The sequence below is a fragment of the Photorhabdus africana genome (genome assembly GCF_035181445.1).
In the GTDB taxonomy this organism is placed as follows: domain Bacteria; phylum Pseudomonadota; class Gammaproteobacteria; order Enterobacterales; family Enterobacteriaceae; genus Photorhabdus; species Photorhabdus laumondii.
This window is the reverse complement of record NZ_JAXBVE010000045.1, coordinates 1-13,474: the sequence shown is the minus strand read 5'-3', so window position 1 is coordinate 13,474 and position 13,474 is coordinate 1. Positions and strand designations below refer to the sequence as shown.

General features: G+C 45.8%; 13 protein-coding genes. 12 read left to right on the top strand and 1 reads right to left on the bottom strand.

Annotation, left to right across the window (positions count from 1 at the left end):
- The first annotated feature begins 1 nt into the window (after position 1).
- The 10 genes from SLS51_RS24240 (at position 2) to SLS51_RS24195 (ending at position 10,963) form a co-directional block, all read left to right on the top strand.
- The gene (locus SLS51_RS24240; RefSeq protein WP_323840237.1) at positions 2 to 3,985 is read left to right on the top strand and encodes a non-ribosomal peptide synthetase; all 3,984 of its coding nucleotides are present in this window, start codon (positions 2 to 4) and stop codon (positions 3,983 to 3,985) included.
- Between the two features lie 5 nt (positions 3,986 to 3,990).
- The gene (locus SLS51_RS24235; protein WP_323840236.1) at positions 3,991 to 4,617 is read left to right on the top strand and encodes a hypothetical protein; all 627 of its coding nucleotides are present in this window, start codon (positions 3,991 to 3,993) and stop codon (positions 4,615 to 4,617) included.
- Between the two features lie 53 nt (positions 4,618 to 4,670).
- Positions 4,671 to 5,246, top strand: a complete 576-nt coding sequence (locus SLS51_RS24230) for a hypothetical protein (RefSeq protein WP_323840235.1) — start codon at positions 4,671 to 4,673, stop codon at positions 5,244 to 5,246.
- The gene (locus tag SLS51_RS24225) at positions 5,230 to 6,774 is read left to right on the top strand and encodes a hypothetical protein (RefSeq protein ID WP_323840234.1); all 1,545 of its coding nucleotides are present in this window, start codon (positions 5,230 to 5,232) and stop codon (positions 6,772 to 6,774) included. Before SLS51_RS24230 ends, SLS51_RS24225 begins: the two co-directional genes overlap by 17 nt.
- Positions 6,775 to 7,306: 532 nt before the next feature.
- Positions 7,307 to 7,564 carry a hypothetical protein gene (locus tag SLS51_RS24220; protein WP_214089534.1) on the top strand — a complete coding sequence of 86 codons (258 nt, stop codon included), beginning with the start codon at positions 7,307 to 7,309 and terminating at the stop codon, positions 7,562 to 7,564.
- Between the two features lie 390 nt (positions 7,565 to 7,954).
- Positions 7,955 to 8,845, top strand: a complete 891-nt coding sequence (locus SLS51_RS24215) for an integrase domain-containing protein (protein ID WP_323840233.1) — start codon at positions 7,955 to 7,957, stop codon at positions 8,843 to 8,845.
- A gap of 582 nt (positions 8,846 to 9,427) precedes the next feature.
- Entirely contained in the window at positions 9,428 to 9,835 is a 408-nt protein-coding gene (locus SLS51_RS24210; RefSeq protein WP_051560679.1) for an antirestriction protein, read from the top strand.
- Between the two features lie 219 nt (positions 9,836 to 10,054).
- Positions 10,055 to 10,276, top strand: a complete 222-nt coding sequence (locus SLS51_RS24205; protein WP_036776922.1) for a hypothetical protein — start codon at positions 10,055 to 10,057, stop codon at positions 10,274 to 10,276.
- 91 nt (positions 10,277 to 10,367) lie between these two features.
- Complete coding sequence (locus tag SLS51_RS24200; RefSeq protein ID WP_323840232.1) at positions 10,368 to 10,667, top strand: hypothetical protein; 300 nt, start codon at positions 10,368 to 10,370, stop codon at positions 10,665 to 10,667.
- 77 nt (positions 10,668 to 10,744) lie between these two features.
- Positions 10,745 to 10,963, top strand: coding sequence for a hypothetical protein (locus SLS51_RS24195; protein WP_323840231.1), 219 nt, complete (start codon positions 10,745 to 10,747; stop codon positions 10,961 to 10,963).
- 74 nt (positions 10,964 to 11,037) lie between these two features.
- Here SLS51_RS24195 and SLS51_RS24190 read toward each other — a convergent pair whose 3' ends face one another.
- The gene (locus tag SLS51_RS24190; protein ID WP_323840230.1) at positions 11,038 to 11,232 is read right to left on the bottom strand and encodes a hypothetical protein; all 195 of its coding nucleotides are present in this window, start codon (positions 11,230 to 11,232) and stop codon (positions 11,038 to 11,040) included.
- A gap of 72 nt (positions 11,233 to 11,304) precedes the next feature.
- Between SLS51_RS24190 and SLS51_RS24185 the strand changes: the two genes are divergently transcribed.
- On the top strand, positions 11,305 to 11,517 hold the full coding sequence (locus tag SLS51_RS24185; RefSeq protein WP_323840229.1) for a hypothetical protein: 213 nt from the start codon (positions 11,305 to 11,307) through the stop codon (positions 11,515 to 11,517).
- A 67-nt stretch (positions 11,518 to 11,584) separates the two neighbouring features.
- Positions 11,585 to 13,474 (top strand): TA system toxin CbtA family protein (locus tag SLS51_RS24180; RefSeq protein ID WP_323840228.1); only part of this gene is annotated, 1,890 nt, incomplete at its 3' end.

Genomic DNA, 13,474 nt, shown 5'->3' with positions numbered 1-13,474 from the left:
GATGGGGAATCAAAAAAGTGGACGTAAATTGCATGACTTGGCACCAAGCCAGATTCCTGAGTGGTATACATATCAACTCAATCCGGAGAGTGCGGTATATAATATTAGCTTCAATCATTTCTTCTTACAGCGTATCCAGCCTACAGTGTTCATGCAGACATGGCAAATATTATTGGATAGGCATGATATATTTCGCATCAGGATGGTGTATGCGGATGGTAAGCCAAAGCAATTTTTGGGTGAACGTATTGTGTTGCAACCTGAAACGTTCTTTATCGATCGTACAGAATTGGCTCTGGTATCTGTAGCCGAGGAGCAGGAGAAGCTGGCTCGGTATTTCGCACGACAGCCTTTCGATATCGATCATGAGCATCTGTTCAGGTTGCACTTAATTTCTTATCCAGCGGAAGAGTATCAGTTGATTTTTACGGTGCATCACATCATTTGGGATGAGACCAGCACCATGAATTTAATCCGCGAGTTTACTGCACTGTATACGGCTAAGGCCGAAGGTATTGATGTCCATTTGCCTACTTTGGAAACAACATTTCTTGATTATGCCGATCAAATCAACAAAGATCTGACATCAGGGCAGTTAAAAAATGACCAAGCTTATTGGATGAGCCAATTTCATCAACCTCCTAATCCCTTAGAGCTTCCTACTGACTGGCCAAGATCTGCTCTGCAAACTTATAACGGTGACACAGTTAAAATCTGGTTGCCCCGTGATATGGTACGAGAGATAAAGGGTTTTTATATCCAGCAAAATAGTACTCTATTCATATTATTATTAGCGGTGCTCGAGCTGTATTTTTACCGTATCAGTGGTCAGCAGGATTTTGTTCTTGGTTGTCCAATCGCCGGACGAAAAAATAAAGATAAATTATTACTTGGTTGTTTTGCTGTACCCATGCCGATTCGTTGCCGTATTTTGGTTGGTATGAGTTTTATGGATCTACTCAAACAGGTTACCGAGATTGTCTTGGGAGCTATTGAGCATTGTCACTATCCTTGCGTGTCGATTATAGAACAACTCAGCTACCAAAAGGATTTATCACGTCCCAAATTATTTTCCGTTATGGCAGGAGTGCAAAATAACAAATCGGAGTTTATTACAATTCCCCTTGGTGTAGGCAGTTTATATACCAAGGATGTCTACACGGCGGAAAACCATGGCGCTCGTTTTGATCTTGCGATTGGCATGGACCCGGTTGGCAGCGATATTAAATTTTTTTGTACTTATAATAGCGATTTGTACGACAAGGAAAGTGCTAACCGTATCCTAGATGATGTGATGACCTTATTCACTCAAGTGATAACGGATCCAACTCGCTCATTGGAAAATTACTCATTACTATCGCCGAGTGCAGCACTACGGGTGCTGGTTGACTTCAATAATATTGATGTGCTAGGTGCTGATGAAAAAGCGACTATTGTGGATTGGTTCGATGAGCAATGGCAAAACCATCCAGAACGTATAGCATTGATAGATACCGTTGATGAACTCAGCTATGGAAAGCTAGCGTCTCAAGTGATGCAATTGGCGACTACATTGTTAGCGGTGGGTATAGTAGAACAAGATAGGGTCGGTGTGTTGTTGGAGCCGAGAGTGTCGCTGGTGGTTAGTTTGTTGGCTATCATGCGAGTTGGGGCAATTTACGTGCCATTGCACGAAGATTGGCCGAGTAACCGATTGGAGGATGTTGCAGAGCAAGTCAATTTCCGAGCGTTCATCACCTGCCGTCGGCTGGCAAGTCTAGCATTGCCTCTCAGTCCACACACACTAATAGTTGAAGATCTGGAAGCTGTGATGTTGTCCAAGATTAACAGAATACCTAGTCGTGCCAGCCCTGATGGTATTGCTTACCTTTTATTTACTTCTGGTACAACGGGAAAGCCCAAAGGAATACCGATCTTGCATAGTAGTTTGATTAATTTGATTGCATCTACTCAGGATCGCTATCGACTAGAGGAAACAGATCGTATGTTGTTCTGGACGGCTAGTTCTTTTGATGCATCGTTACTGGATTTATGCTGGCCTTTGGCTTGTGGTGCCCAGATTGTATTGTGGCCATATCCGGAAGCTAAATTACCCACTACTGCCATTGAAGTCATAGATCGTCACTACGTAACGGTATTCCAAACTGTACCATTGATGCTGGATGGGTTGAGCGAAGCTAGGTTGAGAAGGCCAGCAATAGATAGTCGACTTCGACTGATTATTTGTGGTGCAGCAGCGCTAAATCGTAGTGTATGTGATAGAGCTATAAGTTCTTTTGGCTGTCGCTTAGTCAACCATTATGGCCCAACTGAGGTGACTATAGATGCTTTGTGTTTTGATTGCTCCGAGCCGGTTCATGGGAACATGGTACCGATAGGGCACCCTTTGCCAAATGTACAGGTGTTTGTTCTGGATTGGTATGACCAACCGCTTCCTATCGGTGTAACTGGGCAAATTTGTATCGCATCTCCTAGATTGAGTCCGGGCTATTGGCAAGCACCACACTTGACTGAGGCTGCTTTCTTTGAAAAAACTTTTTTCCCTGGGGGAAAATCGTTACGTTTATACCGTACTGGAGATTTGGGTAAGTTTGATAAAACTGGGGTGCTACACTATATCGGGCGGAAGGATAATCAGGTTAAGGTACGTGGTAATCGTGTGGAGCTGGGTGATATAGAAAGCACATTACTGCTGCACCCCGCAGTAGCAAAAGCAGTCGTGCAATGGCAAGAACAGGAGAATGGGGGAGGGAGGCTCAATGCTTTTGTTGAGCTTCGAGATAGTGTAGTTAACTGCTTTAAAGTAAGTGATCAAATATACTACCAAAGCACAGTGGCTCAACGACCTTGGTTGCGCAAGTATATGAATCTAATCCACTATGAGACTTGGCCTAGGTATTTTGAAGGTAGCTCGGTGTTGAAGCGTTATTGGGAACAATTGTATGTACAATTCCCGTCCTATCAGTTCTGTTTGCTTGATGTAGAGGACAATGTAGCCTGTGTTGCTAACGGTATTCCCATGTATTGGGATGGTGAAATCGCCTCTTTACCAAGGGGCTGGGACAACGGCATAGAGTTAGCTTTTCGGCAACATACTGAGGGGATTGAACCGAACACCATACTGGGATTAGCGGGTATTGTTGATAGTCGCTATCAAGGGTTAGGTTTGAGTAACAAGATCGTTGAAGGGTTCCGAGCCTTAACGAGAATGCATGGTCTCGATCAATTCCTTGGGCCTGTGCGACCCGTAGGTATGCTTGATCACAGCAATATGGACGTAACTTCTTGGGTTGAGGCTCGTGATGGGAATGGTGAGCCACTTGATTTTTGGTTACGGACTCATGAGCGTTTGGGGGCTAAGACGCTGGGAGTAGCGATCCATTCACAACTGATAGAGGGGACACTGGATGAGTGGCGTGAGTGGATTGGTGTGACCCTTGATACGCAGGGTCCTCAATTGTTGCCTGAAACGTTGCAGGAAGTTATCGTCGATCTCGATAGTAATCATGCGCATTACTACGATCCGTCGATTTGGGTAGGGCACTATGGACTAAGAGATGCTCCGAACTGTGCTATAGATCATTATGGTTTAAGTGAGTTACGGGATCATCTTAGTGAACGTTTGCCGGCCTACATGCTTCCTGATGAATTATTCATCATTTCGGTTATACCAATTAATGAAAATGGGAAGATCGACACTGAGTGTCTTCTTTCTATCAACTTCTTCGATACAAAATATGTGATACAAGCTCAAAATGCTGTCCAACAACAGCTCATCGAGATCTGGCAGGATATATTGCAGCAAAGCGATATCGGCCTTGACTGTGATTTTTTCTTACTAGGTGGGCAATCACTGAAGGTAATTGAGATGCTGAATAGGGTTGAGCACGTCTTTGGGTGCAAGATTCGTGTTAAGGATTTTTATCATCAGTCCACTATTTATTATCTGGAAGGTTTAATTACAGCTTCATTAAAGGCAAGGTAAACATAATGTTTGAACTGATAAAACACAGATTGCGCCAGATTGGTTATCGTTATTTGAAGTTTTCTGAGGACCCTTTGTATCTAGTATTTGAAAAAATGTATCAGTGTGACCCTAGGCCGCTGAGCAATGTGATCCCACATCCAGCAGAGCGTGGTTTTTTGTTAACTAATTTCGTTTGTCCAGATTTTGCCCACTATAGAGGGAGGGAAATTACTTTCTTTAATTCCCGCCATGCTGTGGTGTACTGGTTACCTGGGGCAGCGCATAGTGGTGGAGGGTATGTAAAACCTGGCATATATTCAGTAATTGTGGGCGGTTATGCGGTCAAGCAGCCAGTAGAGTTGTGTATAGTCAAAGATGATGAAAACACAGTGATCCAATCAGCTATTTTACAGACCCGTTCGGTTTGTCCAATGGAGGGGGGATTCATAAGTTTTAAAATGGTTGCTAGAGAACTGCAATGTTTAACTTTGCAGTGGTTGACCCAACTACACGACCAGTACGGCCAGTTAAATAATGTGTGTGATAACAAGCAACTAAGAGAAGTGATAGGCGCTGTTCAAGAGTTGTATCACTATGATGACTTACGAGCCTATGCTGTATCGTTGCAACGTCTGTTAGATAAACTTTAGTCTGAAATACTGAGTGCCAGACAATGATTTTACGGGAGGATGTAATGATATCGATGTCGGCGATAGTAAGTAATGAAGCCAGAGTCTCTAATGTCAGCAGTATCCATATGCGCATTGTAGATTGTATACCTACACAATTGGGTGAGTTGTTAGCTCGTTTTGATGAACCACTCTCTCCATGTTGGCCGTATAAAAAATGGCCGCGTGATGATTTCGATGGTCCAATACGGGTAGGGGCCGAGGGGGGACATGGAGCAACTCGATATAGAGTGGAGCAATATCAACCGGACGAGGGGGTTTTATTTCGTTTTATCTCGCCCGATGGCTATGAAGGTGTACATGGCTTTTTAATCTATCCTTATATGCAGGGGAAGACGTTAATTATCCATTTTACTCACCTTCGTCTAAGCAGGTCTCACTACTTAATATGGCATTGTTTTACACGCTGGGTTCACGATGCTTTGATTTGTGATTTGCTTGATGGAATAGAATTATGCTTGACCGGAATTGTGGTTCGTCCAAGGCGTTGGAAGTGGCGTGTGTACTTTATCAGACATGCATTAGGAGGTGTGCGTTTACTGATTGGAAAATTCAACCCAAGGAGTAAGAAAAATGCATGTTCATGTTAATGATACGAAACAGCAATGGGTAGTTAATGATTTGTGTAAGGTGATTGTAGGCTTCCGTAATTTCACCACGCATGCAACAAGATCCAAGTATGTATCGTTTACTATTACGGATCAATTACAGATGTGTGAGCTGTTGGTAAGGTTAGCGCAATCTCGGCTTAACAACGAGCAGGTATCACAATATCCTAAGTACTTGTTTGAGCAATTAATCGACTTTGGGTTCCTGAAACCGATCGACAGACTTGGCATACTCGGCCGCTTTAAACGCTCGTTCAATGTACTCAACAGTGGTCGTTATGTATCAATCAGGTTCAATGGGCGTTGTTATTACGTTGCCTCTTTTGTATTTATGGCTTTTTATTCCCAGTATGAGAACGATTTTCTGAGGGAGACGGTCGTACTACCGGCTTGGTCTTCCAAGTTCACCTCTAAGGTATTTGACATTATCACGAAAGGGCTGAGTTCAGAACAATTCGACGTTCTTCCAAGAGCGATGAAAAATCGTTTGCTCAAGCATGGGTTGATTACTCCTGTGGATAAATTGCCTTTATTTGAGCGTTTCTTTAGTCAGCACTGTCAATTGTCAAGTAGTCTGATCAATGAATTGCCGCTGTTTTATCGGAATCACCTGCCAGCAATTGATGCGTCTTCTCATCTCTATCAACTCAATCCGAGAGTCTACTTGTCGATTGATAGTCTGGATGTCAAGCTGCGTGGGCAGATTCCGAATTTGAAGTGGGCTTTATCCTGTTCTCCCAGTATATGGGTGCATGATCCGGTCAAGGACATTTTGTCAATGTATTGGCTAACACCCACTCAGCAAAAAAATCTGAGTGATCTGTTGTCTGCTCGTATGCGTATTAATGAATTAGATCCGGAAACGTTTGTCCTATTCGTTTACAGCGGCATTGTGTATGATCCAAGTATGATTCAAACACGACGAGAGCAATGGTCGTGGCAATTGAGCGAACTAAAGAAGCAATTGGTTCAGAATTCTTGCATTACTTTTGAGGGTATCCTGTCACCAATCGAACTAGCGATCGCGCGGAAATACATGCGTTTTATGATGGACAAGAAATATTTACTGCTGGATCGTGCCAATGGCAGTACTCAACAACGTTTTTGGTATCATCGGGACGAGTTTTCTTTTTATATACAGGGTCAGGTTTGCACGTTGATCAATCAAGTATTACCAGATCCAGTTAAGCCAGGGCATAACGCTTTGACTATCTACAAGTCAGGAGCGATCTTGCCTCGCCACAAGGATGATGTGCTGGCATTTTCTTGGGTTATGTCGTTACCAGTTGAGACTAAACCAGAAATATCAAAGGATCAGGCGTGGCCAATTTATGTAGAAACTCCAATGGCTGTGCACAAGACGATGCTACAGTCTGGTGATGGTCATTTGATCAACCCGCAGATGCCACATTGGCGAGATGTATTGGAAGATGGTCAACTTAGTCTCTTGCTGTTGTGGTTTGTGCCACAAAATTTCACAGGATATGTCAATGGTAACTGGATTGATTGAAACGAGTCGTCAATGGGGGTTTTTGTTAGAAAAGTAGAGTTACTACAGCCGTAGAAGCCGAAAATTTGCTGTTCACGACTCGACTCTGAGAAACCCGATGATTTCACTGAATGAAAGGGAAGTGTGCCGGTGGCGCTTATATAACCTATTGTCAATTAACTGCTGATGCTCAGAAGGGGATAAATTTTTGGTAAAAAATCGTTAATCTTTGAGTAATTAAGATCGTCAATCAGGATTCGTCTCTGTCAATCTGACATTATGCTTTGTTTTTTGAGGAGCGAGAATGACTACTCTTTTATGAAAAGCTTTCTTGACGTTGAAATAGACCTTGATTAATTTAAGGCAGTATTCGTTATCGCGTAAGCGATCGTTAATGTTCCCGTAGTCTGAGAGGAACGCCTTCGGGTGACTGATCTCAATGCCATCATAGCCTGAGAGATGGCGTCTTCGGACGGCAAATCCGTTTATCCTTTGAAAACGGGTATCACTAACAATAGTGATGAAGGTGCAATTTCACAGGCAATTTTCTGACTTGCCAGTATCCTCAAACAATAACCTGCGGGTTGATTTTGCTTTCTACGATTGGCTTGCCTGGGTGGTTTCGTTCAGTAGTCTGGATGACTGTTGTCAGATTCGACAGGTTATTGGATATTTTGCGGACAACGCATTGGGCCCAGAGGAAACCGGCAGCGTCACTTGTTGGCGTGATAACGAAAACCAAGTGACGCTGCCAGCGTACAACCTGCCAAACCACGTAATACAAGCTTTCCCCACGTCTTCTACCGTCTGATCGATACGTAGTACATTGGTCAGGATAGTTTGAAGACTGCCACTTACCCTAACGTCTTGAGTGAAAAACAATCATGTTGACGTTTTATATTCAGAAGAAGGAGAACAATCGACTCGATATTGATGGCGACGTCAGTGAAAACTGGCGTTGGAGGTAGTCTGACAACGGTCAGGACGGTGTAAACCGCGAACAGCTCAGAGAGCTGGGGTGCCTCGTAAGAACTCAACCTTTCGCCACCCCGATGCACAGATATCAGTCGAGCCGCAGGAAGCGCAAATCAAACTGTGCCGTTGGGGTTGAGAGATGATATTCAGAATACTGTTTTGTATTGCTTGCCTCCGTCAGGTTACAAGCGGTGGTGTCGTGTGGGTTAAAAAGGAAATCGTTTGAATGTCAAAGTTGAGTAAACAGTTAGTCACGTTGGCCCGTCAGGCTGGCGGCAGTTTTAAAACCGTTTCAGACAGAATGAAAATCGCCAAACGTCTGGCAGAAAGCATGGCGATATTAAATATTCAAATCCGTGATATTAAGAATATGAAAATTAATCATATTGAAAAATATATCGATAGCCGAAAGTCAGAGAATATTTCAAAGCGCACGTTACAAAATGAGATGGCGGCTGTTCGGGCGATATTCGCTATGGCGGGAAGATCTCAATTAGCTAACCCTCATCACGAACGGTTAAGTAATCATGCGCTCGGATTATCTGGCGTCAGCCGGGAGGGGACTAAGATGGCGATTTCGGATGAGCGTTATCACACGACGCTTGTTTTGGTCCGGGGGAAAGATGAAGGGGTAGCTGCGGCTATGCAACTTTCTCGTTATCTGGGACTGCGAACGGAAGAAGCGGTTCAGGCGGCAAAATCATTAAGAACGTGGGAAAAAGCTTTATTGCGTGGGGATGAAAGAGTAAGGGTAGTGTTTGGTACAAAAGGAGGACGTCCCCGTGACACGACGGTGGTTGATCGGGATAAAGTGATCCAGGCAGTCAGAACGGCAATAAAGTATGCCAATAAAAATCAGGGTCGTTTGATTGATAAACCGAATTTACATTCGGCCATTGATCGTTACCGGAATATCGTCAGGGAAGCGGGGTTAACCGGAAAGTCTTCGCCACACAGTTTGCGTTATGCTTATGCTGTTGAGGCCATAAATTATCATCTGTCGAAAGGATTCAGTCGAAAAGAAGCGGAAGCGATGGTTTCAATGGATTTAGGGCATGGTGACGGGCGAGGGCATTATGTTGCCCGTGTGTATAATAGACAGGGTGGCCATGATTAATCTGTTTTTGGATTTAGCTTGAATAAGAAAAGTATTCTGTTTAGCATATATTGGCTTATTTGTTGTTTTTGAACAACTGTCAATGTTCTTGCAGTTTGAGAGGAACGCTTTCGGGTGACTGCTCTTAATGTCAGGGGGTCTGAGACTGACGCTTTCGAGTGACCTGTAATGCCACTGTAGCCTGCAAAGTGGCGCCTTTGGGCGGTACACCCGTTTATCCTTTGAAAACGGGTATCACTCATCAGTGATGAAGGTGCAATTTTACTGACCCAGTGGAGGCGTTTAGTTTCCCGATGGGTGACAATCCTCCTTAGTAATCAGGAGGATTGCCAATAGGAAATATAAAATGCGGCTTTGAGACTCACGAGTCTGCCCGTACAAGCGAACCACGTATAGGAAACCTGTTTGACCCCTGTTGACAGCAGTGATGATAATGACTGCGGTGACTGGCGTCATGAGATTTTCTACCTGCCGGATAAGCGGTTAATACCGTGATACCCATTCTGACTACCACCCTGACGGGGAAGACTTTTCCCTGATACAGGGAGAGTGTTCCTCGTTTTTTTCATTCGAGGAAATATTATGCAAACTTTATCGTTATCAACGGAAATATCGGTGAAATCTGTCCGGTTTGAAGAACTGTTTTCGACACAAAGCTGGCTTGAGGCGTTGTTAAAGAAAATGTTTTTTCGCCGGGCCATTCGGTTATGTCCCGGGTATCAGGGCGATTTCTGGGAGGGCCGTGTTTTGTCAAATGGCATTTTTTATGCCGTTCCGACGTTTCAACAACAATACCGTGTGTTTGTTGAGGATAATGGTTTTGAGGGGATCATGTCAGCGGAGGCTTTTGGCATCACGGTGACGCTATTCTCTCTGTATGAACTGGCAGATTTCAGTGAGCAGGACGACGATATTAAAGCCTTTCATGCTTTGTATGGTTATGCTCGTGGGCATTCAGAAGCTGAAAAAATACTCGCGGCTATTGATTAAATATTATCTGCTTATTCGAACTGAATTTTTATTTAACCCAAGTGAGGCGTGTTTCCCGGGTTGGCGATAACAGGGCCAGTTCCCGTATCTTAAAGGCGTCCTGATAAGGATTGACCTGACGGATTTATTCACTTTGTATGATGTTCTTGACGGACATCTTTTTTCACTTCCCGGGGCTTGTCCCCGTCAAGGGCGGGTTTCCGGTAACAGGAGCTGTTAATGCCTGCTTTTCATTCACCTTCTGATCCGATAATCCTGCCGGCTTCAGAGACATTAACCCCGAAACAACAATCCCTCATCCGCGATTTGATCCGTGATGAATGTGACTACCGTGATCGTGACGCACTCTTCAAACTTTTGAGCGTGATAACGCTGCTTAAATTTGCAGGGATCTTAACGCTGGGTGTGTTGTTACTGGTTTTCCGGTTGTTATGGGGATAAAAGGAGACGAACCATGCTAATGATCTTTGTGACAGTGCTTTGGGGCGTGATTCGCTGGATTTCTTTGTCGTTTTACCATGTACTGTCCTGGTTGTTACGGCGAAGACCGGTGAGGTTACCGGCAGCTCATGCGCGAAGACTCACGGTGTATGCCGGTAAATGGCAACTTTCTGATGACGCTAAGTCGTGCGGGAGACCGGTGGTGGTTAGAGATAGACACAGCTACAAACCGGGTGTGGAGTTGCTGTATTTCGGTGAGGAGAGTCCGGAGCCGTTTTATGGCGAGCGGTACCTTATCGACGAAACGGAAGCGGTGGATTCGGCGCAACAGATGCTCACGCGTCTGCTGAGACAGCGTAGTTTATCGAAGGCTTATGATGAGGCCGCATAATGGTCAATAAGACGTTGACTGCCGTTACCCGGGCGGTGATGCCGGCCGTGGCGATTGAGGAGCCTGTCTGGCTGCGAATGGTAAGTTATCCGTCTGCGCTAGAATATGAAACAGAACGGTTTCATCAACTGATTTACCAGGCATTCAAAGCCTGGTCGGCAGCCAAGCCGGGAGTCTGTGAGGTGACGTTTGGTTTTTTCTGTTTGCCGCACGACGGCGACATGAAGGCTCCTTTGTGGCAAGCGCTGCGGCTTAAACATGAATCTGATCGGTTGCTGATTGCGTTGGACGCTTAATTTATTGATCACCCTGACGGGGAAACCCGCGAGGGTTAACTCCGTCAGTCATTTTTTTACAACAGGAGTTAACCCTATGAGTACAATGACGACGAAAGAACACATTCGGGAACCGTCTCAGTCTCTGTCAGTGCAGGCGCTGGCTGGCTGAACCGGAGATATTCAGAAAAACCCGTAGCCGGTTTAATCAGTGGCTGCAGGCGCAATTCGACAATCACTATCACACGCTGAGAAATCATGGTTACCGCTGTTTTCTTGCTCGCCATCATCCGACCGAGCTTGAGCGTTACGATGAGGCTTGTGAAGCCTTACGGCGTGAGGAATTTCACCGGTTCAGTGAGTTGCAGACGCTGGGGCTGTTCCTGTATCAACAGGTTCAGCTAAAGGAGAAAAAACTCAGGCAGCGTCGTCGCTGGCTGTTGACCGGGATAGCATTGACATCGCTGGTGACAGGCGTGTGTTTGATGCTTCACGTTTACGAAGTTGACTTGTCAGCAGCTTATCACTGGCTGATCGCGTTACCGGCCAAAATAGCTCATTATTTCATGCGCTAATTATTTATCTCCCGGGGAGAGACGACTCCCTGTGGACGGGTCTCTTCCTTAATTTTAGACAGGAAAGATGATGACCCTTTCTTACCTACCGGATGATATCTGCCGGTTAATAACCCGACGTCTTACAGACAGCCTAGAAAGTGGATGGGTGCCCTGGCAGCAGCCCTGGCAAGCGGCCAGTGAGTACGGTTTGCCGCAGCATGCGCTGACCGGACAACCGTTTAGCGGTATCAATGTGCTGTTGCTCTGGCAAACTATGTTGCAGCGGCAGTTGATATCTAACCGCTGGTTAACCGGTGATGAGTTAAGAGCGTTAGGCGGATGGGTGGTCAAAGGTGAAAAACCGACAACCATCGTCCGTTACCAGCCTTCAATGTCGCTGATACGTGTCATTAATCTGGAACAATGTGAAGGACTGCCGACAGAACTTCAACCCGGTTGTCCTTTACCTCCCCGTCCGGCTCCCGGTTTTACCGCTGTTCAGCAACTAGTGACGGCCAGTGGGATCCCGGTGGTTCATCGGTCGGGCATCATGCCCGTTTACCGACCATGGCATGATCGTATTGAGCTGCCTGTCCGGCGGGACTACGTTGAAGATTCACAATACTGGCATGACTTGTTGCATCAACTGGTTTATGCCACTGGCCATCCGTCCCGGTTAAACCGCTTTGGCCTGACAACCCAAAGTGAGTTAGATGAAGCCCGGGAACAATGGGTGACAGCATTGGGCGCGGCGTTTGTGGCGGCATTAACCGGTGTTCGGGGTAACCCAGTATATCCTGATAATACAGTACCCTGGGAACACGCTTTGGGTTCAGATCCGTGGTGGTTATTTCAAGTGGCTAATGATGCCCGCCGTGCTATGGATTATTTGCAAGACAGCAGACAGCAGTTACCGACCCAGGTGGAATTGTGGCAGCAGATGGCTACCGTGTTGCTCAGTGAACACTATGGTTTGCCGCTGAATGACACCATGCTGGAATATGATGAGGTGGTTCAGCGCCATATTGATCAGGGTATCACGCCGCTGATGGCTGTCAGTGCTTTAGCCCGAATATATCACTGGGAACGACATGACCAGCCAGAAGGCAGGTTGTTTCCGGAAGAGTTGGGGCAGGCCAGCGAGGCACTGGCGTTATTCGCCAGCCAGCCATCGTATCTGAACTATGCTCGGATCCCGGTGACAGAACCTGCGGATACTGGCGAACCGGACAGATCATCACATTCTGAATGGTTGTTGTTACCGCCGGTGGCGTCTGACCGTGGTTATGCGGATGAAGATAATGATCCAATTGACGATAACGTTGTGGAACTGCCATTGGCGGCAACTTACCGGGAACCGAATCCACATAAACAGGCTTTTATCAGACTGTTTAACCAGATTGCACCCCATGAAAATCGCTGGCAGGTGTTCTGTGATTTTGTGCATATGGCAGCCTGTTCATTGTATAACGCGCTGTTGCAAAATGAGGAATTTGAAGCGGACTATATGCAGCGGGTTAAACGTTATTCCCGTGAAGATGCATTCCGGCTGAGTCGTTTGCTGAGTGAAGTTATTATGGGACTGGAGTATGAAGTCGGTGATTTTCTGGGGTCTATTTTCATGGCGCTGGAATTAGGTAATGACCAAGCCGGTCAGTATTTTACGCCGTTTCCTGTCAGCCATATGATGGCCAGAATGCAGTTCACTGAAGGCTTGACGAAGTTGGGATCCGGAGAGCATGAATATATCACGGTGTCTGACCCGGCTTGTGGTGCCGGCGGGATGATTATTGCGATGCATCAGGCCATGCTGGAAGCGGGGTTTAATCCTCAGCAGCAGATGTTGGCGTTTTGTGTCGATATCGACCCGGTTGCCGCGATGATGACGTATATCCAACTGTCGTTGCTGGGCATCCCGGCCGTGGTCACGGTAGGCAATTCACTCACTCATGTCATGTCTCAGCAAATGGTGACG

Bases quoted from the DNA above. Each gene is read 5' to 3' on its own strand.
- SLS51_RS24235 (WP_323840236.1), top strand. From the start codon at position 3,991: ATGTTTGAACTGATAAAACACAGATTGCGCCAGATTGGTTATCGTTAT.
- SLS51_RS24205 (WP_036776922.1), top strand. From the start codon at position 10,055: ATGCCTGCTTTTCATTCACCTTCTGATCCGATAATCCTGCCGGCTTCA.
- SLS51_RS24210 (WP_051560679.1), top strand. From the start codon at position 9,428: ATGCAAACTTTATCGTTATCAACGGAAATATCGGTGAAATCTGTCCGG.
- SLS51_RS24195 (WP_323840231.1), top strand. From the start codon at position 10,745: ATGGTAAGTTATCCGTCTGCGCTAGAATATGAAACAGAACGGTTTCAT.
- SLS51_RS24190 (WP_323840230.1), bottom strand. From the start codon at position 11,232: ATGATGGCGAGCAAGAAAACAGCGGTAACCATGATTTCTCAGCGTGTG.
- SLS51_RS24225 (WP_323840234.1), top strand. From the start codon at position 5,230: ATGCATGTTCATGTTAATGATACGAAACAGCAATGGGTAGTTAATGAT.
- SLS51_RS24240 (WP_323840237.1), top strand. From the start codon at position 2: ATGGGGAATCAAAAAAGTGGACGTAAATTGCATGACTTGGCACCAAGC.
- SLS51_RS24215 (WP_323840233.1), top strand. From the start codon at position 7,955: ATGTCAAAGTTGAGTAAACAGTTAGTCACGTTGGCCCGTCAGGCTGGC.
- SLS51_RS24230 (WP_323840235.1), top strand. From the start codon at position 4,671: ATGTCGGCGATAGTAAGTAATGAAGCCAGAGTCTCTAATGTCAGCAGT.